Source organism: Nocardia sp. XZ_19_231 (assembly GCF_015355705.1).
GTDB classification, from domain to species: domain Bacteria; phylum Actinomycetota; class Actinomycetes; order Mycobacteriales; family Mycobacteriaceae; genus Nocardia; species Nocardia salmonicida.
Genome location: NZ_JACUZI010000002.1, coordinates 1,213,888 through 1,237,884 on the forward strand (window position 1 = coordinate 1,213,888; position 23,997 = coordinate 1,237,884).

The following is a 23,997-nucleotide window of genomic DNA, read 5'->3' on the forward strand; positions in this document are numbered from 1 at the left end:
CACGCGGTGCCATGCGGTAGCGGCGATCAGTTCTGCGGGACGGTCAATCCGAGTGCGCCCGCGACGAAGCGGTGGACCGAGGCCAGACCGGCGGCCAGTGCCTCGTCCGCGCCGGGACGAGCCCAGCCCGTGACGGTGGCGGTGTCGTCGGGGCCCGGTGTCACGCCGATCTCGGCGACCAGCTCGGCCGTCGTCGGAACGCAGACCGCCCAGGAGAAGTGGGATTCATCGGCCCACTGCGCCGACCGGGTGGCCACGTAGTCGGGATCGGTGATGCCGCCATCGGCCAGCGCGGGTCGGTCGTCGATGCGCTCGTCCGCGCGAAGGGCGCGCAGATACCAGGACCCTGCGTTGATCTCGATCGGTTCCACGCGAGCAGCCTAGTGGTGCCGTTCGCCGGGCTCGGGTCAGGCCGTGCGCAGGGCGCCGCCGCCGAGCAGTGAGTGAACCGCTGTGCGACCGATGTCGAGGGCGCGGGTGAGCAGGTCGGTGTCGCGGGCCGCGCTGTCGATGGCGGGGGAACCGGCGGGTGGGTGCACCTGGAGGACGTGATCGCCGAGGCCGTCGAGATAGGTGTCCTCGATCGCCTGCTGGCCGGGCCGCTTGCTCCACGCCCGGAACGCACCGGGCGCGATGGCACGCATATAGCCGCCGCCGACCACCCGATGCAGCAGGGGAGCGGGTGGGCGGAGTTCATCGGTCCGGCGGGTCCGCAGGACCAGGGCGTGGGTGGTGCCCGCGGCCACGGCGGTGCGGATCGGGACGGTCTCGGTGAGCCCGCCGTCGAAGTAGCTGCCACCCGCGAGGGTCACCGGTGGTCCCGCCAGCAGCGGTAGGCCCGCAGAGGCCCGCAGCGCCGTCATGAGGGTGTTTTTGTCGGTGATGTAGGGCCCGAGGTCCACCGACTGCCCGGTGCGGATATCGGTCGCGATCGGGTGGAAGGTGGTCGGATTGGCCAGGATGGCCGGAAAGTCCATCGGCTCGATCCCGTCGTACACGCGATGCACCAGATAGTGCAGATCGAAGACGGGGCGACCGCGGAAGATCCGCACCGGATCGACCACGCGGCGCATGATCGCCGGGTCGGTCCACGAACGCATACCCGTCGCCGCGCGCCCGCACAGCAGCCACGCGCCATTGATCGCCCCGGCCGAGGTGCCGTAGACAGCGTCGAACACCTTCGACAGCCCCAGCTCCTCGAGCGCCTGGACCATGCCGCTGGAGTACACACCGCGGCTGCCACCGCCCTCGATCACCAACGCGAGCCGATTGCCGTCGGCGCGCTGCCCGGATTCCCGGCGAGCCTGGATGACCTCGGCCACCGTGGCCGAACCCGGCGTCGAGAGCGGGTCCAGATCGGTGTGCGCAGTACGGGTCATCAGACAACGATAAGCCTGGAAACTGAAGACCCGCTGCCTGAGGCAGCGGGTCTTCAGTTTCCGTTCACTCACGCACCAACTGATCTCAGCGGTACATGTACTACTTGATCTCCGCCAGAACGGTGCCCTGGGTGATCGCTGCGCCCGCCTCGACGGCCAGTCCGGTGACGACACCGGCCTTGTGCGCGTTGACCGGGTTCTCCATCTTCATGGCCTCGAGCACCACGATCAGGTCGCCCACCTCGACGGTCTGGCCCTCTTCGACCGCGACCTTCACGACAGTGCCCTGCATCGGCGCGGTCACCGCGTCACCCGACGCGGCACCGGCACCGGCGCCGCCACGCTTGCGCGCCTTCGGCTTCTTGCGGACCACACCGTTGCCGACCGGACCGGCCGCACCGCCGCCGAGGGTGAACTGACCGGGCAGCGACACCTCGACGCGACGTCCACCGACCTCGACGACAACCTTCTGCCGGGGCAGATCGTCGTCGTCATCGTCGGCGGCACCGGCGGCCGTGTACGGCTCGACGGTGTTCTTCCACTCGTTTTCGATCCACTTGGTGTAGATGTCGAACTTCTCGCCGTCACCGATGAACGCCGGATCCTCGATGACCGCGCGGTGGAACGGGATGACCGTCGCCAGGCCCTCGACGTCGAACTCGGCCAGCGCGCGACGCGCGCGCTGCAGCGCCTGCTCGCGGTTCTCGCCGGTGACGATCAGCTTGGCCAGCATCGAGTCGAACTGACCGCCGATGACGCTGCCCTGGACCACACCGGAATCGACGCGCACACCGGGGCCCGTGGGCTCGCGGTAGACGTTCACCGGGCCGGGAGCGGGCAGGAAGCCGCGACCGGCGTCCTCACCGTTGATCCGGAACTCGAACGAGTGGCCACGCGGGGTGGGGTCTTCCTTGATGGACAGCTCGTCGCCGTTGGCGATCGCGAACTGCTGACGCACCAGGTCGATGCCCGCGGTCTCCTCGGTGACCGGGTGCTCCACCTGCAGGCGGGTGTTCACCTCGAGGAACGACACGGTCTCGCCCTGCACCAGGTACTCCACGGTGCCCGCACCGTAGTAGCCCGCCTCGCGGCAGATGCGCTTGGCCGACTCGTGGATGGCGGCGCGAACCTCGTCGGACAGGAACGGCGCGGGCGCCTCCTCGACGAGCTTCTGGAACCGGCGCTGCAGCGAGCAGTCGCGGGTACCGGCGACGACCACGTTGCCGTGCTGATCGGCGATGACCTGGGCTTCGACGTGGCGGGCCTTGTCGAGGTACTGCTCGACGAAGCACTCGCCGCGACCGAAGGCGGCGATGGCCTCACGGGTGGCCGACTCGAACAGCTCGGGGATCTCTTCGATGGTGTGGGCGACCTTCATGCCGCGGCCACCGCCACCGAAAGCGGCCTTGATGGCCACCGGGACGCCGTATTCCTTGGCGAACGCGACGACCTCGTCGGCGTTCTTGACCGGGTCCTTGGTGCCCGCGGCCATCGGCGCCTTCGCCTTCTCGGCGATGTGGCGCGCGGTGACCTTGTCACCGAGGTCGCGGATGGACTGCGGCGACGGGCCGATCCAGATCAGCCCGGCGTCGATGACGGCCTGGGCGAAGTCGGCATTCTCGGAGAGGAAACCGTAACCGGGGTGGATCGCGTCGGCGCCGGACTTGGCCGCGGCGTCGAGGATCTTGTCGAACACGAGGTACGACTCGGCAGAGGTCTGGCCACCGAGGGCGAACGCCTCGTCGGCGAGCTTCACGAAGGGAGCGTCGGCATCGGGCTCGGCATACACCGCGACGCTGGTGATTCCCGCGTCCTTGGCAGCCCGGATCACGCGAACCGCGATCTCGCCGCGGTTAGCTACGAGTACCTTTGTGATCCGTGCGCTGGCATGGCTGGGCACTGAGCCTCCTGTGTGCAATCTTTGGTCGCGTCGGGGAACGGGTCGCCGGTTAGGCCCCGTGCCCGGTATCGACAACTTTCGTCTCGGGCGAGTGTAGGCAGTGTGCCAACCCTGCTCGAACTCGGCTAGCCCTACTGTCGAGTAGGTCGCAGGTCACACTACGCGGCGTCCAGTGATGTGAACATGTTTCAAATGATCTGATTCGCGACACCTGGTTCGGTGCCCTTGGCGATCGGTACACGCACCGAGTTGCCCCATTCGATCCACGAACCGTCGTAATTGCGGACCGACCTGCGGCCGAGCAGAAATGTGAGGACGAACCAGGTGTGGCTGGACCGCTCGCCCACCCGGCTGTACACGACCAGGTCGTCGGCCGGAAGCGCGCCGTAGACCTCGTCGAGGTCGGCGCGCGAGCGGAAACGGCCGTCGATCGTGGCCGCCGCGGTCCACGGAATGTTCACCGCGGTCGGCACGTGTCCGCCGCGGAGGGCCGCGTACTCCTGGTTGAGCGGCTTGTCCTCGAGTTCGCCTGAGTACTCCTGCGCCGAACGCACGTCGACCAGGGGCTTGCCGAGCCTGCCGAGCACCTCCTCGCGGAACGCGCGCGCGGTGGAGTCGTCGCGCACGACCTCGGGGTAGGCGCTGGGGGTGGGGTAGGGCTGGTCGAAGGTGGTGTCGCGCTCCTCGGAGATCCAGGCGTCGCGGCCGCCGTCGAGCAGGCGCACGTCCTCGTGGCCGAACAGCGTGAAGATCCAGGCGGTGTGCGCGGCCTGGGCGTTGCCGCGATCGCCGTAGATCACGATGGTGTCGTCGCGCTCGATGCCCTTGGCGCGCATCAGCTCGGTGAAGCGCCCGCCGTCGATATAATCGCGGGTCACCGGGTCGCTCAGGTCGCCGCGCCAGTCGATCTTGACCGCGCCCGGGACATGGCCGATGTCGTAGAGCAGGATGTCATCGTTGGACTCGATGATTCGTAAACCACGCACGCCGATGTTTGCGGACAGCCATTCTGTGGTTACCAATCGATGCGGGACTGCGTAGGAACCGAAGGCGGGGTGCGGATCCGGGGCGACGGGCACGGTGTGGTCCTTCACGCGAGTTGGGCGGGTGCGAGCACTTGGTGGTCGCAGCCGATGGTAAGTGTGTGGTGGCACATCACGAATCGACACAATGGGCGAATAAAGCGCACGGATGTCCGATAAAGTCTCTGGAGAGGAGGGGTGAGCTATGTCCGATTCTTGGCCGCGACGGCGACTGCTCGCGATCCTACGTGGCGCCACCGAGCCCCTCGATGCCCAGGAACTGGCCCGCATCACCGGACAGCACGTCACCACCGTCCGATTCCACCTCGATGTCCTCACCCGTGAATCGCTGGTTCGCCAGTTCCAGCAGCCGCCACGCGGCCGCGGACGTCCGCGGATCGGCTATCGCGCGGTGCAGCGCTCGGTGGGATATCAGGAGCTCGCGCAGGTACTGGCCGACCATCTCGGTCCCGATCCGGTCACCCGATCCGCCGCCGCCGTCGCTGCGGGCCGCGCGTGGGGTGCGCGGATGGATATCGGCACGCAGCAGGTGGAGACCCTCGCCGATGCCAGGGACATCACCATGTCGCTGATGTCGGAACTCGGGTTCGCGCCCGAGAAGGAGCCCGCCGGGGAGACCTCGGAGCACGTGCAGATCAATCTCACCGCCTGTCCGCTGCGTGAACTGGCCCGCTCACACTCCGAGGTGGTGTGCGGTGTGCACATGGGTCTCATGCGGGAGGTGCTGGAGCGCAACGGCGCCCGCGGGCGGGTGGACGTGCAGCTGCATCCGTTCGTCGAGCCCGAACTGTGTACGGCCCGGCTCGACCTGACGATGAACGCGCCCGACCGCACCCCGGCCAAGGAGCCGGGGGATCAGCACGTGATCGCGCCGTCAGCCCCGCGGATCCCGCCACAGCTGCGTGACACCGACACCGACGTCTTCGAGCAGTCGGCGCAACAGCGGTAATCCGATCCCGATGACGCTGGACGGGTCGCCCTCGATCCGGTCGACGAACCAGCCGCCGAGCCCGTCCAGAGTGAACGCGCCCGCGACCTTCAGCGGTTCACCCGTCGCGATGTAGGTATCGAGCTCGTCGGGCGTCGGCTTCGCGAAATGCACCGTGGTACTGCTGCATTCGGCCGACTCGGCGACGATCTCGCCGTCGCGGAGACGCAGCACGCAGTGCCCGGTGATCAGGTCCGCACTGCGGCCCGCCATCGTGGCCCAGCGCTCGCGGGCCACCTCGGGGGTGTGCGGTTTGCCCTGCAGCTGCCCGTCGACGAGCAACATCGAATCGCAGCCGACGACAACACAGTCGGCGGCGAGTTCCGGAATAGAAGCGGCGACGTCGGCCGCCTTGGCGCGAGCCAAGGCGACGACGACATCGTGTGAGGAGGTGTCCGCGGGCAGTGCCGCCGACACCGCGTCCTCGTCCACGCCCGAGACCCGCACCACGGGGTCGATGCCCGCGGTGCGCAGGATCCCGAGCCGGGCCGGCGACGCCGATGCCAGAACCAGTCTGGTCATCTCAGCACCAGCCCGGTCACCTCAGCGCAGGTGCGACAGCATCGGGTACACGTACGGCGAGAACGGGTTCGTGCCCCGATGCATCATCGTCGATGTGCCCCATGCGTCGGCCGGTCCGTTCGAGGCACCGGCGGGCGCGTTGGCGGTTGCCGCGCTCAAGACGGCGACCAGAGCCGCGATGTCCTGATCGGTGGGCGAACCCTTGAGAATGCGGAACATCGGCTCGCCGGTGGCCGACACGGGGGCCTCGACAGCCGCGTCCACCGACAGTTCGGCTTCTTCGACGAGTGGTTCGACGACGAGCTCGAGCTCGGCGACTGTCAGCACGTCTTCTTCTGCCACAGTTGTCACAGTGCCAGATCCTTCCTGCACTTACTTCGCTTCACAGCGCGGTTGACGCGATCATTCCCGGTGTAGCCGCGCCGATCAATAGTTGTTTTCCACAACAAGTGTGCGCGGCCTATCCGGGATATCGCGTTTTCAGAGCGGAATGTTGCCGTGTTTCTTCGGCGGCATGGTCACCATCTTGCGCTCGAGCAGTCGCAGCGCCGACACGATCTGGCCACGGGTGTGCGAGGGCGGGATGACCGCGTCGACGTATCCGCGCTCGGCGGCGACGTACGGGTTCACGAGAGTGTCCTCGTACTCGTTCTGCAGCTCGAGGCGCAGCGCATCGACATCGTCGCCGTTCTTGGCGGCATCGGCCAGCTGCTTGCGGTAGACGAAACCGACGGCGCCGGAGGCACCCATCACGGCGATCTGAGCGGTCGGCCACGCCAGGTTCACATCGGCACCCATGTGCTTGGAACCCATGACGTCGTAGGCGCCGCCATAAGCCTTGCGAGTGATGATCGTGATCTTTCCCACAGTGGCCTCACCGTAGGCGTAGAGCAGCTTCGCGCCACGGCGGATGATGCCGTTGTATTCCTGGCCCGTGCCGGGCAGGAAGCCGGGCACGTCCACCAGGGTGATGATCGGGATGTTGAAGGCGTCGCAGGTGCGCACGAAGCGCGCGGCCTTCTCCGAGGCGTCGATGTCGAGGCAGCCGGCGAACTGGGTCGGCTGGTTGGCCACGATGCCGACGCTGCGCCCGTCCACGCGACCGAAGCAGCAGATGATGTTCATCGCGCGCTCGGCCTGGACCTCGAGGAACTCGTCGTCGTCGAGCAGACGGCGGATGACCTCGTGCATGTCGTAGGGCTGGTTCGGCGAGTCCGGGATGATCGTGTCGAGCTCGATGTCCTCATCGGTGAGGGACTCTTCGATCGCGCCGTTGATCGGGTCGGTGGGCGCGTGGCGCGGGGCCTCGGCGCGGTTGTTGCTCGGCAGGTAGCCCAGCAGATCCTTGACGTAGTCGAGGGCGTCCTGCTCGCCGGAAGCGACGTAGTGGGCGACACCCGACTTCACCATGTGGGTGTGCGCGCCACCCAGGTCCTCCATCGAGACCTCTTCACCGGTGACGGTCTTGATCACGTCGGGCCCGGTGACGAACATCTGGGAGGTCTGATCGACCATCACCACGAAGTCGGTGAGCGCGGGGGAGTACACGTGACCACCGGCGGCGGCACCCATGATCAGCGAGATCTGCGGGATCACGCCGGAGGCCTGCACGTTGCGGTGGAAGATCTCGCCGTAGAGGCCGAGCGAGACGACGCCCTCCTGAATGCGCGCGCCCGCGCCCTCGTTGATGCCGACCAGCGGACGACCGGTCTTGATCGCCAGGTCCATCACCTTGACGATCTTCTCGCCGTAGACCTCGCCGAGGGAGCCACCGAACACGGTGACGTCCTGGGAGAAGATGCACACGTCGCGGCCGTCGATGGTGCCGTAACCGGTGACGACGCCGTCACCGAGCGGGCGGTTGTGCTCGAGGCCGAAATTCACGCTGCGGTGCTTGGCCAGGGCGTCGAGTTCGACGAAGGAGCCTTCGTCGACCAGGGCGAGGATGCGCTCGCGCGCGGTCATCTTGCCCTTGGCGTGCACCTTGTCGACCGCGGCCTCACCCATCGGGTGTTGCGCTTCTTCCAGCCGATTCCGCAGATCAGCCAGCTTCCCGGCGGTGGTGTGGATATCGGGGGTGCCCGCCGATTCCGATGCGGGCTGCTGCTGGACACTCGTCATGGGTTGCGAGTGTAACGAGTGACACCGTCGCGCACCACGGCAGTCTCGCTTACCGGCCAGTAGAGAAACCCCAGCTAGGCGTACCTTCGCATTCGCTCCGGCCATGCGCGGTCTGAGGATGGGCCGCGCCCACAGCGCCTATTCCGTGTGGTCATGATCGTTCACAGAGAACTCCAGTAACGTGCCGAGAATGAACAGGGCACCCATCGATGTACAGGGTCTGCGCAGCTCGCAGGGACTGTCGTTCTACGACCGGATCGATGTAGTCGAATCGACCGGATCGACCAATGCCGATCTGGTCGCCCGCGCCGCCGACCCGTCCGCCGACCGTCAGGCGCTGCTCGCCGAGGAACAGGTGAGCGGTCGCGGCCGACATGCCCGCGCCTGGGTGAGTCCGCCCCGCGCGCAGATCTCGCTGTCGATCCTGGTGCGCCTGCCCGGCATCGACCCCACCGCCCTCGGCTGGCTGCCGTTGCTCACCGGCATCGCGGTCGTCGACGCGCTGCGCGACACGGCCGGGGTCTCGCCGGAATTGAAGTGGCCCAACGATGTTCTGCTCGACGGCCGCAAGCTCGCGGGCATCCTGGCCGAGGTCGCCACGACCGGCGCCTCGCCCGCGGTAGTGGTCGGCATCGGGATGAATGTCGACCTCGACGAGTCGGAACTGCCTGTCGCGCACGCGACTTCGCTGTCCCTGGCCGGTGCGCGAGATATCGACCGCACCGCGCTGGTCGCGGCGATCCTGGCCGAGTTCGCGCGCCGCTTCACCGCGTGGGAGCGGGCAGGCTGGGAAACCGCCGATCTGGTGGCCGAATATCGCGAGCGGTGCGCCACCATCGGGATCGAGGTGCGCGCCGAACTGCCCGGCGGGACGGTGCTCACCGGGGTGGCGTCCGGCGTCGACGACACCGGACGGCTGCTCATCGGCGAGCGGGCCGTGTCCGCGGGCGACGTGTCCCACCTGCGCGGACAGTACTGACGACGGGCCCGAACCGGGCCCGTCGCCAGAACGGGGTCAGCGTGCGGCCGAACCCGCCGTCGCACGCTCGGCCACCTCGCGCTCGCGCGCGAGCAACCGGTCGCGCTGCTCCTCGAACCGCAGCACGTCCTTCTCCAGCTTGTCGATGAACAGTGCGAGTTCATCGCGCGCCGCCTCGCCACGCGCACCGAAGTCGTTGCGCTCGAAGACATCCCACTGCTTGAGGACCGGACGCACCACCTCGTCGAGGTGCTGGCGCAGGTCGTAGATGCCGTGCTTGGCCATCAGCACGCCGTTGCGCCGCCAGTTGGGCATGCCCGCGCCCGGCATCTGGAAGTTGGTGAGCACCTCGGTGATCGCGGGCATCGCCTGGTCCGGCGCGAGATCGAGAGCCGCCGCGCACAGGTTGCGATAGAAGATCATGTGCAGGTTCTCGTCGGTGGCCACGCGAGCCAGCATCTTGTCGGCGACCGGGTCGTCGCACACGCGGCCGGTGTTGCGGTGGCTCACCCGGGTGGCCAGTTCCTGGAACGTCACATACGCGACGTTGACCAGGAATCCACCCCAGTTCGCCGGTGCGTGCGCGCCCTGGGTCATGTGGACCATCCGCGCTTCTTCCAGCGCCACCGGGTCGACGCCGCGGGTGACGACGAGATAGTCGCGGATCACGATGCCGTGGCGGTTCTCCTCGGCGGTCCAGCGGCCCACCCAGGTGCCCCACGCGCCGTCGAGCGAGAAGTTCTCGGCGATCTCGCGGTGATAGGACGGCAGGTTGTCCTCGGTGAGCAGATTGGTGATCATCGCCGCCTTGGCGACGTCGGTGAGCCGTGATTGTGATGGCTCCCAATCGGTTCCGCCCATCGCGGCGAAATTGCGGCCTTCCTCCCACGGAACGTAATCGTGCGGATTCCAGTCCTTGGCGATGGAAAGGTGCCGGTTGAGGTTCTGTTCGGCCACTGGTTCGAGGGCCGTGAGGATTTCGAGCTGAGTCAGATCTACGGTCACGCGTGCCTCCACTGTCGGTGTCGAGCAAGCAGATATGGGCAAAACCTGGCATCTAGCGTGTAATCCACAGTATCGCCTCGGCCGTGGCATCGAGAAATGCGGTGTGCCAGCGCGGTACTGTCACATCATGGGTTACCCGGAGGATGTCCTCGCGCCCGACGAGCAGTTGATCCTGCACCGCCACCCGCACTGGAAAATGTTGGTGTGGCCCATCGTCACTCTTATCGCCGTGACCGCGATCGCCGGTTTCCTCGGCGGCTTGGCCTGGCGCAATACCACCGGTCACGTCCGCACGGTGCTGCTGATCCTGCTCGGCCTGGCCTGGCTCGGGCTGATCGGCTGGCGGGTCGTCGCGCGCGTGATCGCCTGGAAGTCGACGCATTTCATCGTCACCGGACGGCGGGTACTGGTGCGCCAGGGCGTGCTCACCCATACCGGCATCGATATCCCGCTCAGTCGCATCTCCAGTGTGCAGTTCCGCCACGGTCTCCTCGACCGGGCGTTCGGTACCGGCACACTGATCATCGGTTCCTCGTCGGAGGAGCCGCTCGAATACGACGACGTGCCCCAGGTGCAGCAGGTCCATTCGCTGCTCTATCACCAGGTGTTCGAGGCGGGACGTTCCGCCAACGAGCAGCACTGGGGTGGCGGATACCGGTGAGCTGCCCGTCCTCACTGATCAGAAACACAGATCAGGGCGCCGACGCGCAGCGTTCCTCAGCTGCGCATGGCCGGAGCGCAGGCGGAGGTTTCGCCTAACCTGTGCAGATGACCGCTGTACTGCTGGCCGAAGACGACGAGGCGATCGCCGCACCCCTGTCACGTGCACTGGGGCGTGAGGGCTACACCGTCACCGTCGAGCGCTTCGGTCCGGCGGTGTTGCGCCGCGCGCTCGAGGGCAACCACGACCTGCTGATCCTCGACCTCGGTCTGCCCGGAATGGACGGGCTGGAGGTGTGTCGGCAGGTGCGCGCGAGCGGCGCCGATCTGGCGGTGCTGATGCTCACCGCCCGCACCGACGAGGTCGACTTCGTCGTCGGCCTCGACGCCGGCGCCGACGACTACGTGGGCAAACCGTTCCGCCTTGCCGAGCTCTTGGCCCGCGTGCGAGCTCTGTTGCGGCGCAGCGGAATCGGTGACGACGCCGTGGAGGTCGGCGCGATCCGGCTCGAACCCGCGGCGCGGCGCGTCCTGGTCAACGGGGCCGAGGTGAACCTGGCCAACAAGGAATACGAGCTGCTCAAGGTGCTCATCGACCGGGCCGGTCAGGTGGTGTCGCGCGAGACCATCCTGCGCGAGGTCTGGGGCGATGCCGACCTGCGCGGTTCCAAAACCCTCGACATGCACATGTCCTGGTTGCGTCGAAAGATCGGCGACGAGGGCCCGATGGCCGAGCGTCGCATCGTCACCGTGCGCGGTGTCGGGTTCCGGCTCAATACCGACGGACCCACCTCGCACCGAGGCTGACGGACAGTGCGCCGTCGCATCCTGCGTTCCATCCTGACCGTGCTGACCATCACCACGGTGGTGCTCGGTGTGCCGTTGATCTACACCGCCTGGCTGTGGGTCGAAGACATCACCCGCAACGATCTGCAGAGTCGCCTCGAGCGGATCTCGACCGAGGTGATCGCCCAGGAACGCGTCGACGGGACCGTCCACGACGGCCTCGACGTGCGCGCCATGAGCGCCCTGGTCCCCGAGGGCGGCAAGCTCACGATCGTCTATCCGACCCCGGCCGACAATGCCGCGCGCACCGATGTCGGTGTCGGGGAGGTCACCGATCCGCTGGTCGAATCGCTGTCGATGGGCACCTCCGGTTCACTGCGGCTCGAGGTGCCGGCCGGGCCGATGCATTCGAGGCAGGAGCAGGCGGTGGCCGCGGTGGCGCTGGCCGTGCTCGCCTCACTCGGTGCGGCATTCTCGGTCGCCGTGGTGACCGCGCGTCGGGTCGCCGATCCGCTGCGCGATGTGGCCGCGAGGGCCGCCCGCCTGGCGATGGGCGACTTCCGGCCCGATCCCCGCCGCCACGGTATCGCCGAACTCGACCGGGTCTCCGATGTGCTCGATTCGGCGACCGTCGAGATCGCGGGCCGCCTGCAACGCGAGCACGCGCTGGTGGCCGACGTTTCCCACCAGCTACGCAGCCGCCTGACCGCCGTGCGGCTGCGTCTGGACGAGCTGTCCACCCACGCCGACCCCGAGGTGGTTCACGAGGCCGAGGAGGCGATGGCGCAGGTCGACCGGCTCACCGAGGCCATCGACGACCTGGTCCGCGCCTCCCGCGACGAAGACGCCACCGACCGCGATCCGGTCCCGGTGATGGCGGAATTGCGCGGTGTGGTCACCGAGTGGACCCATCCGTTCCACGAGACCGGGCGCGAACTGCTCCTGCTCGGCGACGAATCCCTGCAGGCCCCGATCACCGGTTCGCGGTTGCGCGAGGCCGTCGCGGTGCTGGTCGACAATGCCCTGATGCACGGCGCGGGCACCTGCACGATCTCGGTGCGCACGGTCCCGACGATGAGTTCGCGCGACCCGCTGATCTGTGTGGAAGTGTCCGACGAAGGAGAGGGTGTGCGCGATGAACTCGCACCGCACATCTTCGATCGTGGTTTCTCCGCGGGCGGGTCGACCGGCGTGGGTCTCGCGCTGGCCCGCGCGCTGGTCGAAGCCGACGGTGGTCGTCTCGAGCTGCAGCGTCGCCGTCCGGCGCTGTTCGCGGTGTTCCTCGGTTCCAAGCTCAATCGGCCGCAGAACGCGACGTTGACCGAGCCGCGCTGACTCAGCTCTGGCCGAGTGGTTCCTGTTCCCCTTCGACCATGACCTCGAGCTCGGCGACGATGTCGTCGATCTCGTCGGGAAACACCCAGCGCCGCATCGCCCAGAACCGGAACGCCATCTGCAGCAGATTGCCGATCACGAAAGCGCTGACGAAATCGGCGATGTTCTCGACGAGGAAGCTCACATGGGGTTCGCGCAGATCGAGCACATAGATCGAGATCCACAACGGGATATTGCTCAGGATCACCCCGATCCCGCTCACCCCGAAGAACAGCAGTGCCTCGTGATGCTTATCTCGCCCGCCCCGGTTCTTGAATGACCATTCTCGGTTGAGGACGTAAGACGCGATTACCGCCACCACACCCGAGATGATCTTGGCGGTGATCGGCTTATCCGAGAGAACCGTCCATTTCAGGAGGTAGAACAGGCCGCTGTCGATCACGAACGTCGTCGCCCCGACGATGGCGAACTTGATCAGCTCTTTATGCCTGATCGCGGTTTCGCGAAGGCGCGGGGGAAGGACGCTGACCACGTCGTCGACGATTGACACGAGTTCTGAGTGTACCGGTCGCGAACATTCGCATTCGACATGACAGCATTGCACAACGTGAGTGCACGTTCATTCGATCCGTCAGCCATGCCCACCGTCACGATGGTCGGTGGAGGCCAGCTCGCGCGCATGACGCACCAGGCCGCGATCGCCCTCGGCCAGCGTCTACGGGTGCTCGCCGAGCGGCCCGACGACCCGGCCGCCCAGGTCACCCCCGACGTCGTGTTCGGCAGCCACAACGACCTGTCGGCGCTGCGCAGAGCCGCCAACGGCTCGCACGCGCTGACCTTCGACCACGAGCACGTGCCGACCGAGCACCTCGACGTGCTGGTCGCCGAGGGCGTGAACGTGGCGCCGCCGCCGCAGGCGCTGATCTTCGCCCAGGACAAGCTGGCCATGCGGACGAAGCTGTCCTCGCTCGGTCTGCCGGTGCCCGCGTTCGTCGAGGTGAACGCGCCCGCGGACGCGGTGGCGTTCGGCGACGAGCACGGCTGGCCGTTCGTGCTGAAGGCCGTGCGCGGCGGGTACGACGGCCGTGGCGTCTGGATGCCCGCCGATGCCGCCGAGGCCACCCGGCTGGTCACCGACCAGCTCGCGCACGGTGTGCAGTTGCTGGCCGAGTCGAAGGTCGACTTGAAGCGTGAGCTGTCGGCGATGGTGGCGCGTTCGCCGTTCGGGCAGGCCGCGACGTGGCCGGTCGTGGAGACCGTGCAGCGCAACGGTCAGTGCGCCGTGGTGATCGCCCCCGCCCAGGATCTGGACGAGGACCTGGGCGCGCGCGCCGAGACCATGGCACTGGAGCTGGCCGCCGGTCTCGGTGTGGTGGGTGTGATGGCTGTCGAGCTGTTCGAAACCCACGACGGCGAACTCCTGGTGAACGAGCTCGCGATGCGCCCGCACAACTCCGGTCACTGGGGCATGGACGGTGCCCGCACCGGCCAGTTCGAGCAGCACCTGCGCGCGGTCCTGGACTACCCGCTCGGCGACACCAGCCCCCTCGCACCGGTGACGGTGATGGCGAACATCCTCGGTGCGGCGCAAGCGCCCGAGATGTCGATGGACGAACGCCTGCACCACCTGTTCGCCCGCCTGCCGGAGGCCAAGGTTCACCTCTACGGCAAGGGCGAGCGCCCCGACCGCAAGATCGGCCACATCAACATCCTCGGCGACGACGTCACCGAGGTCCGCGAGAAAGCCGAGCGGGCGGCGCACTGGATGTCGCACGCCGTCTGGACCGACGGCTGGGACCCGCACGGTGCGTGAAACCGTTTCCGCCACAACGCTTTCGACGACTTAAGGAACCCACGTGAGCACCAACGGACCCCAGGTCGGCCTGATCATGGGCAGCGACTCCGACTGGCCCACCATGGAAGCCGCCGCTGAGGCACTCGCCGAATTCGGCATCCGCTTCGAGGTCGGCGTAGTCTCCGCCCACCGCACTCCCCAGCGCATGCTCGACTACGCGCGCGAAGCTGCCGGTCGCGGCCTACAGGTGATCATCGCGGGCGCGGGCGGCGCCGCCCACCTCCCGGGCATGGTCGCCTCGGCCACCCCCCTCCCGGTCATCGGCGTCCCCGTCCCCCTGAAATACCTCGACGGCATGGACTCCCTGCTCTCGATCGTCCAGATGCCCGCAGGCGTCCCGGTCGCCACCGTCTCCATCGGCGGCGCCCGCAACGCGGGCCTGCTCGCCGTCCGCATCCTCGCCGCCGCCGACCCGGCACTGCGCACCCGCATGGAACAGTTCCAGGCCGGCCTCGAAACGATGGTTCTGGAAAAGGACAAGGCGCTGCGCGACAAGCTCCTGGGCAGCTGAACCGGGAGTCGGACGGTTACGAGGCGCGATAGGTCTTGATCGCCGCCACCGCGATGTCTCGGATGGTGGCGCAGCCGTACCCGTGCACCTTGATCGCCTCGACGTAGGTGTCAGGTTTGGCATTCCATCCAGGTCGGGTGAACGGCTGGTCGATCCCGACGAAAGCCGTCACCTCGCAACGATCTTCGCCGCTCGAGCTCTCGTTCGCCGGGACACCGGCAAGCCGGAGTTGCCGGGCGGCCGAAGGCGGGGCCTCGACCGAGGCGCGGCTCGTCGTGATCGTGTTGACCACGTACCTGTTCCCGTCGTTGGGTGTGCGCACCCCGAGCGAGTAGTCGCAGGTCGACGGGTTCAGACCGACCAGGAAGAATTTCTGCTCAGCCGGGTAGAGCGTGTCGAGGAACGAGCAAGGGTCCTTCAGCGGGGTATCGCGGAGGCCAGGCCGGTCGAGCAGCGGCACCGAAGCGGCGACGACTGTGCGCAACTCAGGACAGGGACTACTTCCGACGACGCCGGACGCGAAGTACTGGAAAGCCCGATTCTCGTTGTAGGCGACGGCGATCGAACAGAGATTGTCGCCGCTCGGCACGGTGCCGACGCGGCCGCCATAAGTGGTTGTGTGACCGCTGAATACAGGCATTACCGACATCGAGACCGACAGACTGATCACCGGGCCCGTCGGGTCGGCGAACAGAATCTCGCAGTCACCGAGGGATTGTTGTGGGCCGCTGTAGGTCACAGTCCCGAGCGCGCTCGCCGCGGCCATATCGATGACCGAGCATGGATCGATGCGCCGGGCAGCGTCCTTTTCACTCTGCTCGGTGACCAGTGTGGGGTCGGGTTGACCGTTGCCCTTCACCAGTGATCCGCGATAGCGGGCACCCTCGGGGGTCGCGACGCCATCGGTTCTGAGACAACCGGACAACAACAGGATTGTCGCCAGTCCTAGCGCAACCACCGTGAACGTGCGCCGCGCGCTCACGCCACTGCCCCGAACAGCTTCATCGCCACAGGCCGCAATTGTTCGGTGATCATGCACAGGCTCGAGATCTGTACGATCGGCTGAACCACGCTCCTGGAAGCGTCGCCGACTCCGTTGGCCGGATCGAGTTCCGGACCGACAGCAAAGGATTCGACACATGTCGGCGGGGGGATCGTCTCGTCTCGATAGATCAGCACGGGAACGCCGTCGACGTCGATGAGATGGTTTGTCGCGCCGAAGGGCTTCAGTGGCCGCCGGGTCAGACCGAATGACACCGATGCGGCTTCCGACAGTTCTCGTGGCCCGTCGACCATGAAACTGCAACGGGTGTGATCGAATTCGGCGTTGAGATGGGTCAGCGGCACTTGTACTGGCAGGGCCGCCACGATTTCGCATGGGTTGTGTCGCAACAGCTCGATATCGGACACGGGCGTCAGCGCCGCGGAGCGCAGCGGGATCTTGTCGTTGCGGAACGCCGCGACGATATCCCCTGCGAGCTGCTCGCCCAGACGACATCCGAGTTCCGCCGAGTCGAAGCTGGACGACGACACCTCCGCATAGGCAACGGTGGGTACCTCGACGATGTCGGGTTGGCCAGATGCCGTTGGGGTCACCGGAAACCGCAACGGAACGCTGAAGGCGCAGTTGCCGTAGGTGTTCGGCCCCTCGACCGCGATCGATTCCCCGGAGATCTGCCGGGTCTGATTGTTGCCGGGTGTCGGAATATGGCCGAGATCGATGTAGAGAAACGACGGATTCCGCGCACCGTTCGGTGTGAAGAGGATCGCGCACTGGTCGATCTGAGTGGTCGGGCCGAACAACGAGATCACACCTTCAGCGCTGATCCGGGCCCGATCGACGAACCCACACGGATCGACCGACCGCACCTGATCGAGGGTGTCGAACGTTAATTTGTCGGCGGCCGGGACTGGCACTCCGAACGCGGTTGCAGGGGGCGTCGCGCTGTCCGGGTGCGCCGCACCCTGGACGGTCTCTGAACAACCACATGCCACCAGTGCCAGCGCCATCGCCGGCACAGACAACTTGAACCTCATATTCATCCCCACCCTCTCGGACCTTCTCGGACCTCGATTCGGAAGGATATCGACCCGGTGCGTCGGCTGCCGGACACGCCTGCGCCGACAGTGCGCACCACGACGTCGGCGAATCCAGGTACGCGGCCTACCGGAATCCCGGCGCGAATCCCTGTCGCGAACCGAGCCGGACTCCGAACGCGGGCGCTCTGCGCGATCGTGATCAGCGACGGACGGGAGACCGCGACGAGCCCGGGAGGATAGATCGCGCAACGGAAGTCGGGTGCCTGGTCGATCAGCACGACAGCACTCGCCCGGCCTGCCGCGGCCAGATCGATCGGATATCGGTGCTGAAGTGTGCTATCGCGGCGATCTCGGCTCGACCGAGGAGTCCTTTCAGGGGTGCAGGAACTCGACGAGGGTGTCGATGACCGCATCGGGGCGGTCGACCTGGACGAAATGGGAGGTCCGGTCGACGCGCACCATTCGCGCGGACGGTAGGCGGGCGGCGAGGGTGGCGGCTACCCGTGGCGAAACGATCGGGTCGGGCTCGGCGCCGTGACCAATCGACGGATCGCCACTGAGGCGGGTATTTCGCTGGGTACCCTCACCTACCATTTCTCGACCCAGCGCGATCTCGTCGAAGCGGGTATGGCCGCCTTCGTCGCCGCGGAGACCGTCAAGTTCACGCAGCTCGCCGACCGCGCCGCCGCGGGCGAGATCGATCTGGCTCAGGCGGGTGAGATTTTCGGCGGCATTGTCACCGATACCGACTTCGGCGGCGACTACCTCGCGTGGTTCGAACTCTTCGTCCAGGCCGCCAGATATCCGGCCCTGCACGCCGCGACCGCCGAATTCTTCGATACCTACGACCGTCTCGCCGTGTCGATCCTGCGCGCACTCGGTGTCGCCGACGCTGACTCGGCGGCGCCGCTGGCAGTCGCGACGTTGGTCGGCCTCCAACTGCGCCGTCTCGCGAGCGGTAGGTCGCCTGACCAGGTCGTCGGCGGGATGGCCCGACTGGTCGCCGCAGTCGCCGCCGCATTCGCCTGCCTGAATCCCGCCACATGGCAGTGACTACGGTTGACCCCCGTGGCACACGATGACGCGGCGCAGTTTCGGCTTACGGTGGTTGATCAGGCGCTGCGGTTGTTCGCCGAGCGGGGGTACGAGGCGACGACGGTGGATGAGATCGCGGTGGCGGCGGGGATCTCGCGGCGAACGTTCTTTCGGCAGTTCCGGTCCAAAGAGGATGTGATCTTCGCCGATCACGAGTTCCAGCTGGCTTCGGCGCAGGAGTTCCTCGAAGGGGCGGGGGGTGATCCGTGGGAAGCGATATGCGAGGCCGTGATCGGGGTGTTCGAGCGGTTCACGCAGTGGCGTGACATCGCGGCACGCCGGTATCAGGTGGTGCGGCGGGTGCCCGCGTTGCGTGAGCGCGAGATCGTCACGGTGTTCCGGTACGAGCGGCTGTTCACCGAGTTCCTGCGCGGCCGATTGCCGGAGGTGCCCGACCTCGCCCGGGTGCAGTACACCGCCGCTGTCACCGCCACGCACAACTACTTGTTGCGCCGGATGGTGCGCGGCGAATCGGGGGCCGCGGTGGCGGATCTGCGCACCGAACTGGCCATGATCCCGCGCGGCAGACGCGTGCAGACCCAGCCCGACGAGCTGGTGCTCGCGGTGTTCCCCCGCGACATGCCGCCGCGCAAGGTGGCCGATCTCCTTACCGCCCGCCTCGGTAACCTGTGAGCGCCGCTCGCACCGGCGCACGCAGCAGTGACACTGAGTGCCACCCATATATCCGCATGTAGCGATAGAGTGCCGGGCGTATAATCCTCGGTAGATTGGCACTGCGTGCCGACGCGCCACGCGCTGTGAGCATCGTCGCAGCGATCACGACCACGACCAGGAGTGTGCCCCCGATGGCTGGAAACCCCGATTTCGACCTGTTCAAGCTCGAGGACTTCCACGACGAGCTGCGCGGTGCCATCCGCGGCCTCGCGGAGAAGGAGATCGCTCCTTACGCCAAGGACGTCGACGGCAACGCCCGCTTCCCCGAGGAGGCGCTCACCGCGCTCAACGCCGCGGGCTTCAACGCTGTGCACGTGCCGGAGGCCTACGGCGGCCAGGGTGCCGACTCGGTCGCCACTTGTATCGTGATCGAGGAAGTCGCCCGCGTCTGTGGCTCCTCCTCGCTGATCCCCGCTGTGAACAAGCTCGGCACCATGGGCCTGATCCTCAACGGCTCCGAAGAGCTCAAGACCAAGGTCCTTGCCGACATCGTCAACGGCGAGATGGCCTCCTACGCGCTGTCCGAGCGTGAGGCAGGCTCCGACGCCGCCGCGATGCGCACCCGCGCCAAGGCCGACGGCGACGACTGGATTCTCAACGGCTCCAAGTGCTGGATCACCAACGGCGGCAAGTCTTCCTGGTACACCGTGATGGCCGTGACCGACGCCGACAAGGGCGCCAACGGCATCTCCTCGTTCCTGGTCCACAAGGACGACGAAGGCTTTGTGGTCGGCCCGCTCGAGCACAAGCTGGGCATCAAGGGTTCGCCCACCGCCGAGCTGTACTTCGAGAACTGCCGCATCCCCGGCGACCGCATCGTCGGCGAGCCCGGCACCGGTTTCAAGACCGCGCTGCAGACCCTCGACCACACCCGCCCGACCATCGGTGCGCAGGCCGTCGGCTTGGCCCAGGGCGCGCTCGACGCCGCGATCGCCTACACCAAGGATCGCAAGCAGTTCGGCAAGACCATCGCCAGCTTCCAGAACACCGAGTTCATGCTGGCCGACATGGCCATGAAGATCGAAGCCGCGCGCCTGATGGTCTACACCTCGGCCGCCCGCGCCGAGCGCGGCGAGAAGAACCTCGGCTTCATCTCCGCCGCCGCCAAGTGCTTCGCCTCGGACGTGGCCATGGAGGTCACCACCAACGCCGTCCAGCTCTTCGGCGGCGCCGGCTACACCACCGACTTCCCGGTCGAGCGCATGATGCGCGACGCGAAGATCACCCAGATCTACGAGGGCACCAACCAGATCCAGCGTCTGGTGATGGCTCGCAACCTGCTCAAGGGCTGATTCCCGCACCGACCGGGTGTTCCACATCGCCTACGTCCCCTCGGCCAAGCCGTTCGGGGTGGGTAGGCCGGAGCACCCGGTCGATTGCTGTGCGGAGACAAGCGGATTCGTACCGAGAGCAGACGGAATACGTATGTTGGAACGATGACTGTCGATGCACAGAGCGCACGCCCGAAGGCCGCTGTCGCCGCAACGGATCATGACCTCGTTCTAGCCACGATCACCAAGGTGTTCGACAGTCTCGAAGCCGCACTCGCGGCAAAGGATGCCGATGCCTTCGACAGCGTCTTCACCGACGACGTGGTTTTCATCAATCCGGCGGGCTCTGTCTTTGTAGGCTGGGATGAGCTGCACGCCTACCACCTCACCGCGTTGCGGAACATCCCGGATGCCGAAGCGAACTACCAGATTCTCGCCGCGCGTTTGCTTGCCGGAGGGCATGCGATCGTCAATGTCGAACAGACACTGCGGTCTTCGAATTTCTCCGTAACCAACCGCGGAACATGGGTTTTCACGGAACAGGACGACAGCTGGTGGGTCAGTTCGGTTCACAATACGAATGTGGCGAGCAGCGCCGAATAACTGGCGAAGCACCCACATGAGCGCGTGAAGGCTGGACCGCTGACGTCGATATACGGGAATCTTTGGTAGATGCCATAACTCGGCGCGAGCGGCCGGACCAGGACGTCTCGCACCATTAGCGTGATCGGCCGAGTGGTCCGGAGATACCGGCCCGTGAGGTGGTTCGAGGATGACGTCGGTCGCTGGGGTGCGTCGAAATCGGTGGGCAGCGGTGGTGCTGGTCGGGATGGCGTTCGCGACGGCGGGGTGCGCCGAGGAACGGCCTGCGATCGTGGCGCTGAAATCGTTGCCGCGGCTGGTGGAGTATCCGGAGGGGTATTCGATGCCGAGCAAGCCCGAGAGCATCTCCGCGGACCAGCCGGGCACGGCGGTACCGCTCACCTTCACCGACGACAGCTGTCGGTCGCTGATCGAGAATCCGGTGGGTGCCGGCGCGAAAGAGTCGGTCACCTCCGGCACCAACCCGGCCGTATTCCTTGTGCAGATCGTCGAATCCGACCTGTCGGTGGCCGAGTTGACCACCCTCGCGCGGCGTTGCGCCGATGTCGAGGCGCGCACCGGGACCGGCAGCACATTGCGCATGGCGGTGACTGCGATGGACCCACCGAAAACCGGCGCCGCGGAAAGTGTCGCCATCCGGACGACCGGAACGCAGGAGACGCGCATCGGCGACGCACCGCCCACCCGGACCCAGATCGGCCAGCAACGCTACGTCGCCCGCGTCGGCAAGTACGTCGTCTCGGCCCTGGCGATCCTGCCCCCGATGCCCGAGCAGGGCTTGGCCGCCGAAATCGGCGTGCTCGGCCACGTCTACGAGATCGCGGTCGGCCGGCTGGTGAACGAGACGCGATGAACGCGTCGAACTACGGGACGAGTGCGGCGTATTCGGGGTGTTCGGCGATGTACTTCTCGACGTACCAGCAGGTGGGGATGATCTGGTAGCCGCTTTCGCGGGACTCGTCGAGGCCGTATTTCACGACCTCGGCCGCCACTCCCCGGCCCCGGAATTCGGGGAAGGTCATGGTGTGGTGGAAGTCGCGGACCTTGGGGTCTTCGCGTTCGGCGTAGTCGGCGTATCCCGCGAGGACATCGTCGTGGTAGATCTCGTAGCGGGTGTCGTCGACGTTGTGCTCGAGCCTGGTGGTCATGCCTCGGATGCTAACCCGCTCAGAGGACCGCGCCGGGGTTGAGGATGCCTTCGGGGTCGAGGGCGTCCTTGATGCGGCGGGTCAGGGCCATGACCTCGGGGCCGACCTGGTCGGGGAGCCAGGCCTTTTTCAAGCGGCCGACGCCGTGTTCGCCGGTGATGGTGCCGCCGAGGGCGATGGCCAGGTCCATGATCTCGCCGAAGGCGCGGTGGGCGCGGGCGGTGTTGTCGGGGTCGGTGGGGTCGTGCACGATCAGCGGGTGGGTGTTGCCGTCGCCCGCGTGCGCGATGACCGACACGAGCACGTCGTTGCGTTCACCGATCGCGGTGACCCCGGCGATCAGGTCGCCGAGGCGGGGGAGCGGCACGCCGACGTCTTCGAGCAGCAGCGGCCCGATCTTCTCCACCGCCGGAATCGCGAATCGGCGTGCGGCGGTGAAGGCTTCGCCTTCGGTGGCATCGGCGGTGTGGAAAACCTCTGTCGCCCCGGCCTTCTCGCACAGACCCACCATCAATTGCGCTTCCTGCCCGGCGTATTCGCCCGGTGCGTCGGAGCGGGCGACGAGCAGGGCGGCGGCGGTGCGGTCCAACCCCATGCGCATCTCGTCCTCGACGGCGTTGATCGCCACGGTATCCATGAATTCGAGCATCGCGGGCCGCAGTGTCGAGGTGATCGCCAGGATCGCGTCGGTCGCCGCGGTGAGCGAGCCGAAGCTCGCGACGACGGTCGACTGCGGCGGCTGCGCGGGCAGTAGCCGCAGTGTGAGCTCGGTGATCACGCCGAGCGTGCCCTCGCTCCCGACGAACAGTTTGGTCAGCGACAGCCCGGCCGAATCCTTGAGCCGCGGCCCACCGAGCCGCACTACGGTCCCGTCGGCGAGCACCACTTCCATGCCGAGCACATAGTCGGTGGTCACGCCGTACTTCACGCAGCACAGCCCGCCCGCGTTGGTCGCCGCGTTGCCGCCGATCGAGCAGATCTCGAACGAGGACGGGTCCGGCGGGTACCACAGACCGACCGCGGCGACGGCCCGCTTCACCTCGGCATTGAGCAGCCCTGGCTGCACTACCGCGATCCGGGTCACCGTGTCGACGTCGATCTCGCGCATCAACTCGGTACTGAGCACGATCCCGCCGTCCACCGCGGTCGCCCCGCCGGACAAACCCGTCCCGGCCCCGCGCGGCACGATCGGCACCTTGTTCGCGTGCGCCCACCGCAACGTGGCGGCGACGTCGGCGGTATTGCGCGCCCGCACCACCGCCAGCGGCGTGCCCGCATCGGGATCGCGCGCCCAGTCCTGCCGGTATCCCGCCAGCAGATCGGGGTCGACGACGACCGCCCCGTCCGACAGCGCCGAAATCAACGAATCGAGGTCACCGCTGGGCTCGTCCACGTGTTCACGCTAACCCGCACACCCCCTCCGCCGCGGGCAGTTCGTCCTGGTCGATCCTCACCAGGGAGTCACACCAACATCGCCTGTGTGATCGACCAGATGTGATGTGGGCCCGAACAAGGAATTTTCCGCATCGATGTGATCTGGCGCGCCCCGTTGGTGTATACGCCGTCCAATCCGTCACAATGCCCGTACAGGGTGTGTTCGATGGTGAATCGCCTCGCCGCCCAGCGTGTTTCGAGTTCCTGCTCCACGGGTGCGCTCCGCGCGCATCGATCATGCGACGCCGTTGCGCCGCACCGCTTTTCGTAGGGAGGACTGGCGATGATGAAACAACCGCAGGATCGCGGCGAGCTGGTGGGTGCTCTGTTGGCCGCGGAGTTCGCCGACGCGGGCCTCGACACCGAGGCGATGCGTTGTGTCCACACCGGCGCACATCAGGAATGGCTGTCCGCGCTGGAATCGACCGGGATGTTCGACGTCCGCGCGATGGCCGAGATCGCCGCGCGCTGGTCGGCCGACCCCGCGCTGCTGCGTGACGCCCTGCTCGCCGAGGCCGACGAGCTCACCCGTCGTCGCTGCCTCGCCGCATGGGCCTCGTTCGATACTCGCCCGTTCGCGGCGGTCAGCCGCTAGCTGGTCGGCCCGCCCGTTTGCCGGTTGCTCACCCTGGCTTCATCTGCCGCTG

General features: G+C 67.0%; 26 protein-coding genes and 1 pseudogene. 14 read left to right on the top strand and 13 right to left on the bottom strand.

Going from position 1 to position 23,997, the window contains the following annotated elements:
* Positions 1 to 26 precede the first annotated feature (26 nt).
* The 4 genes from IBJ82_RS12670 to IBJ82_RS12685 all read right to left on the bottom strand — a co-directional run bounded on the left by IBJ82_RS12670 (position 27) and on the right by IBJ82_RS12685 (position 4,358).
* A complete protein-coding gene (locus tag IBJ82_RS12670; RefSeq protein WP_194826050.1) occupies positions 27 to 371 on the bottom strand; it encodes a hypothetical protein in 345 nt (114 codons plus the stop codon).
* 36 nt (positions 372 to 407) lie between these two features.
* On the bottom strand, positions 408 to 1,379 hold the full coding sequence (locus IBJ82_RS12675; RefSeq protein ID WP_194826051.1) for a patatin family protein: 972 nt from the start codon (positions 1,377 to 1,379) through the stop codon (positions 408 to 410).
* Between the two features lie 100 nt (positions 1,380 to 1,479).
* Complete coding sequence (locus tag IBJ82_RS12680) at positions 1,480 to 3,279, bottom strand: acetyl/propionyl/methylcrotonyl-CoA carboxylase subunit alpha (protein ID WP_194826052.1); 1,800 nt, start codon at positions 3,277 to 3,279, stop codon at positions 1,480 to 1,482.
* A 188-nt stretch (positions 3,280 to 3,467) separates the two neighbouring features.
* Positions 3,468 to 4,358, bottom strand: coding sequence for a sulfurtransferase (locus IBJ82_RS12685; RefSeq protein WP_194826053.1), 891 nt, complete (start codon positions 4,356 to 4,358; stop codon positions 3,468 to 3,470).
* A 148-nt stretch (positions 4,359 to 4,506) separates the two neighbouring features.
* Between IBJ82_RS12685 and IBJ82_RS12690 the strand changes: the two genes are divergently transcribed.
* Complete coding sequence (locus IBJ82_RS12690; RefSeq protein WP_194826054.1) at positions 4,507 to 5,271, top strand: metalloregulator ArsR/SmtB family transcription factor; 765 nt, start codon at positions 4,507 to 4,509, stop codon at positions 5,269 to 5,271.
* Here IBJ82_RS12690 and IBJ82_RS12695 read toward each other — a convergent pair.
* The 3 genes from IBJ82_RS12695 to IBJ82_RS12705 form a co-directional block, all read right to left on the bottom strand.
* Positions 5,197 to 5,832 carry a nucleoside triphosphate pyrophosphatase gene (locus tag IBJ82_RS12695; protein ID WP_056818052.1) on the bottom strand — a complete coding sequence of 212 codons (636 nt, stop codon included), beginning with the start codon at positions 5,830 to 5,832 and terminating at the stop codon, positions 5,197 to 5,199. The two genes, IBJ82_RS12690 and IBJ82_RS12695, sit on opposite strands and share 75 nt — an antisense overlap.
* 21 nt (positions 5,833 to 5,853) lie before the next feature.
* Complete coding sequence (locus IBJ82_RS12700; protein WP_194826055.1) at positions 5,854 to 6,183, bottom strand: acyl-CoA carboxylase epsilon subunit; 330 nt, start codon at positions 6,181 to 6,183, stop codon at positions 5,854 to 5,856.
* Positions 6,184 to 6,312: 129 nt separating this feature from the next.
* Entirely contained in the window at positions 6,313 to 7,953 is a 1,641-nt protein-coding gene (locus IBJ82_RS12705) for an acyl-CoA carboxylase subunit beta (protein WP_194826056.1), read from the bottom strand.
* Positions 7,954 to 8,143: 190 nt separating this feature from the next.
* Here IBJ82_RS12705 and IBJ82_RS12710 point away from each other — a divergent pair, with 190 nt between their 5' ends.
* Positions 8,144 to 8,932 (top strand): biotin--[acetyl-CoA-carboxylase] ligase, encoded by a 789-nt coding sequence (locus IBJ82_RS12710; RefSeq protein WP_194826057.1) that lies wholly within the window; start codon positions 8,144 to 8,146, stop codon positions 8,930 to 8,932.
* Positions 8,933 to 8,968: 36 nt separating this feature from the next.
* On the opposite strand, the gene IBJ82_RS12715 is transcribed toward IBJ82_RS12710, so the two are convergent.
* The gene (locus tag IBJ82_RS12715; protein ID WP_194826058.1) at positions 8,969 to 9,937 is read right to left on the bottom strand and encodes an acyl-ACP desaturase; all 969 of its coding nucleotides are present in this window, start codon (positions 9,935 to 9,937) and stop codon (positions 8,969 to 8,971) included.
* A gap of 127 nt (positions 9,938 to 10,064) precedes the next feature.
* Here IBJ82_RS12715 and IBJ82_RS12720 point away from each other — a divergent pair, with 127 nt between their 5' ends.
* The 3 genes from IBJ82_RS12720 to IBJ82_RS12730 all read left to right on the top strand — a co-directional run bounded on the left by IBJ82_RS12720 (position 10,065) and on the right by IBJ82_RS12730 (position 12,718).
* A complete protein-coding gene (locus IBJ82_RS12720; protein ID WP_194826059.1) occupies positions 10,065 to 10,598 on the top strand; it encodes a PH domain-containing protein in 534 nt (177 codons plus the stop codon).
* 107 nt (positions 10,599 to 10,705) lie between these two features.
* The gene (locus tag IBJ82_RS12725) at positions 10,706 to 11,404 is read left to right on the top strand and encodes a response regulator transcription factor (protein WP_194826060.1); all 699 of its coding nucleotides are present in this window, start codon (positions 10,706 to 10,708) and stop codon (positions 11,402 to 11,404) included.
* A 6-nt stretch (positions 11,405 to 11,410) separates the two neighbouring features.
* Positions 11,411 to 12,718: a HAMP domain-containing sensor histidine kinase gene (locus IBJ82_RS12730; protein WP_194826061.1), complete on the top strand. Its 1,308-nt coding sequence runs from the start codon at positions 11,411 to 11,413 to the stop codon at positions 12,716 to 12,718.
* A gap of 1 nt (position 12,719) precedes the next feature.
* On the opposite strand, the gene IBJ82_RS12735 is transcribed toward IBJ82_RS12730, so the two are convergent.
* Positions 12,720 to 13,268, bottom strand: coding sequence for a GtrA family protein (locus IBJ82_RS12735; RefSeq protein WP_194826062.1), 549 nt, complete (start codon positions 13,266 to 13,268; stop codon positions 12,720 to 12,722).
* Between the two features lie 39 nt (positions 13,269 to 13,307).
* On the opposite strand from IBJ82_RS12735, the gene IBJ82_RS12740 reads away from it, so the two are divergent.
* Together IBJ82_RS12740 and purE are read left to right on the top strand one after the other, a co-directional pair.
* Positions 13,308 to 14,531, top strand: coding sequence for a 5-(carboxyamino)imidazole ribonucleotide synthase (locus tag IBJ82_RS12740; RefSeq protein WP_194826063.1), 1,224 nt, complete (start codon positions 13,308 to 13,310; stop codon positions 14,529 to 14,531).
* A 43-nt stretch (positions 14,532 to 14,574) separates the two neighbouring features.
* On the top strand, positions 14,575 to 15,084 hold the full coding sequence (gene purE, locus IBJ82_RS12745; RefSeq protein ID WP_370585284.1) for a 5-(carboxyamino)imidazole ribonucleotide mutase: 510 nt from the start codon (positions 14,575 to 14,577) through the stop codon (positions 15,082 to 15,084).
* A gap of 16 nt (positions 15,085 to 15,100) precedes the next feature.
* On the opposite strand, the gene IBJ82_RS12750 is transcribed toward purE, so the two are convergent.
* Together IBJ82_RS12750 and IBJ82_RS12755 are read right to left on the bottom strand one after the other, a co-directional pair.
* Entirely contained in the window at positions 15,101 to 16,009 is a 909-nt protein-coding gene (locus IBJ82_RS12750) for a hypothetical protein (RefSeq protein ID WP_194826064.1), read from the bottom strand.
* A gap of 53 nt (positions 16,010 to 16,062) precedes the next feature.
* Positions 16,063 to 17,094: a hypothetical protein gene (locus IBJ82_RS12755; RefSeq protein ID WP_194826065.1), complete on the bottom strand. Its 1,032-nt coding sequence runs from the start codon at positions 17,092 to 17,094 to the stop codon at positions 16,063 to 16,065.
* 561 nt (positions 17,095 to 17,655) lie between these two features.
* Between IBJ82_RS12755 and IBJ82_RS34665 the strand changes: the two are divergent.
* The 6 genes and pseudogenes from IBJ82_RS34665 to IBJ82_RS12780 all read left to right on the top strand — a co-directional run.
* A pseudogene (locus IBJ82_RS34665) lies at positions 17,656 to 17,736 on the top strand (TetR/AcrR family transcriptional regulator); the annotation flags it as partial.
* A 15-nt stretch (positions 17,737 to 17,751) separates the two neighbouring features.
* Positions 17,752 to 18,177, top strand: a complete 426-nt coding sequence (locus IBJ82_RS12760) for a hypothetical protein (RefSeq protein WP_228537097.1) — start codon at positions 17,752 to 17,754, stop codon at positions 18,175 to 18,177.
* A gap of 15 nt (positions 18,178 to 18,192) precedes the next feature.
* Positions 18,193 to 18,852 carry a TetR family transcriptional regulator gene (locus IBJ82_RS12765; protein WP_194826067.1) on the top strand — a complete coding sequence of 220 codons (660 nt, stop codon included), beginning with the start codon at positions 18,193 to 18,195 and terminating at the stop codon, positions 18,850 to 18,852.
* Positions 18,853 to 19,025: 173 nt separating this feature from the next.
* Positions 19,026 to 20,186, top strand: coding sequence for an acyl-CoA dehydrogenase (locus tag IBJ82_RS12770; RefSeq protein ID WP_067447997.1), 1,161 nt, complete (start codon positions 19,026 to 19,028; stop codon positions 20,184 to 20,186).
* 144 nt (positions 20,187 to 20,330) lie between these two features.
* Positions 20,331 to 20,768 carry an SgcJ/EcaC family oxidoreductase gene (locus IBJ82_RS12775; RefSeq protein WP_194826068.1) on the top strand — a complete coding sequence of 146 codons (438 nt, stop codon included), beginning with the start codon at positions 20,331 to 20,333 and terminating at the stop codon, positions 20,766 to 20,768.
* Positions 20,769 to 20,937: 169 nt separating this feature from the next.
* Positions 20,938 to 21,621, top strand: a complete 684-nt coding sequence (locus IBJ82_RS12780; RefSeq protein ID WP_194826069.1) for a hypothetical protein — start codon at positions 20,938 to 20,940, stop codon at positions 21,619 to 21,621.
* Positions 21,622 to 21,631: 10 nt separating this feature from the next.
* On the opposite strand, the gene IBJ82_RS12785 is transcribed toward IBJ82_RS12780, so the two are convergent.
* Positions 21,632 to 21,916: a GNAT family N-acetyltransferase gene (locus tag IBJ82_RS12785; RefSeq protein WP_194826070.1), complete on the bottom strand. Its 285-nt coding sequence runs from the start codon at positions 21,914 to 21,916 to the stop codon at positions 21,632 to 21,634.
* 19 nt (positions 21,917 to 21,935) lie between these two features.
* Positions 21,936 to 23,309, bottom strand: coding sequence for an FAD-linked oxidase C-terminal domain-containing protein (locus tag IBJ82_RS12790; RefSeq protein WP_194826071.1), 1,374 nt, complete (start codon positions 23,307 to 23,309; stop codon positions 21,936 to 21,938).
* 324 nt (positions 23,310 to 23,633) lie between these two features.
* Here IBJ82_RS12790 and IBJ82_RS12795 point away from each other — a divergent pair, with 324 nt between their 5' ends.
* On the top strand, positions 23,634 to 23,945 hold the full coding sequence (locus tag IBJ82_RS12795; protein WP_228536864.1) for a hypothetical protein: 312 nt from the start codon (positions 23,634 to 23,636) through the stop codon (positions 23,943 to 23,945).
* Positions 23,946 to 23,997 lie beyond the last annotated feature (52 nt).

What these genes read in the sequence shown, in the direction of transcription:
- IBJ82_RS12740 (WP_194826063.1), top strand. Translation starts at nt 13,308, where the DNA reads ATGACAGCATTGCACAACGTGAGTGCACGTTCATTCGATCCGTCAGCC.
- IBJ82_RS12725 (WP_194826060.1), top strand. Translation starts at nt 10,706, where the DNA reads ATGACCGCTGTACTGCTGGCCGAAGACGACGAGGCGATCGCCGCACCC.
- IBJ82_RS12710 (WP_194826057.1), top strand. Translation starts at nt 8,144, where the DNA reads ATGAACAGGGCACCCATCGATGTACAGGGTCTGCGCAGCTCGCAGGGA.
- IBJ82_RS12775 (WP_194826068.1), top strand. Translation starts at nt 20,331, where the DNA reads ATGACTGTCGATGCACAGAGCGCACGCCCGAAGGCCGCTGTCGCCGCA.
- IBJ82_RS12695 (WP_056818052.1), bottom strand. Translation starts at nt 5,832, where the DNA reads ATGACCAGACTGGTTCTGGCATCGGCGTCGCCGGCCCGGCTCGGGATC.
- IBJ82_RS12780 (WP_194826069.1), top strand. Translation starts at nt 20,938, where the DNA reads ATGACGTCGGTCGCTGGGGTGCGTCGAAATCGGTGGGCAGCGGTGGTG.
- IBJ82_RS12690 (WP_194826054.1), top strand. Translation starts at nt 4,507, where the DNA reads ATGTCCGATTCTTGGCCGCGACGGCGACTGCTCGCGATCCTACGTGGC.
- IBJ82_RS12770 (WP_067447997.1), top strand. Translation starts at nt 19,026, where the DNA reads ATGGCTGGAAACCCCGATTTCGACCTGTTCAAGCTCGAGGACTTCCAC.
- IBJ82_RS12705 (WP_194826056.1), bottom strand. Translation starts at nt 7,953, where the DNA reads ATGACGAGTGTCCAGCAGCAGCCCGCATCGGAATCGGCGGGCACCCCC.
- IBJ82_RS12720 (WP_194826059.1), top strand. Translation starts at nt 10,065, where the DNA reads ATGGGTTACCCGGAGGATGTCCTCGCGCCCGACGAGCAGTTGATCCTG.
- IBJ82_RS12795 (WP_228536864.1), top strand. Translation starts at nt 23,634, where the DNA reads ATGATGAAACAACCGCAGGATCGCGGCGAGCTGGTGGGTGCTCTGTTG.
- IBJ82_RS12675 (WP_194826051.1), bottom strand. Translation starts at nt 1,379, where the DNA reads ATGACCCGTACTGCGCACACCGATCTGGACCCGCTCTCGACGCCGGGT.
- IBJ82_RS12785 (WP_194826070.1), bottom strand. Translation starts at nt 21,916, where the DNA reads ATGACCACCAGGCTCGAGCACAACGTCGACGACACCCGCTACGAGATC.
- IBJ82_RS12755 (WP_194826065.1), bottom strand. Translation starts at nt 17,094, where the DNA reads ATGGCGCTGGCACTGGTGGCATGTGGTTGTTCAGAGACCGTCCAGGGT.
- IBJ82_RS12760 (WP_228537097.1), top strand. Translation starts at nt 17,752, where the DNA reads ATGGCCGCCTTCGTCGCCGCGGAGACCGTCAAGTTCACGCAGCTCGCC.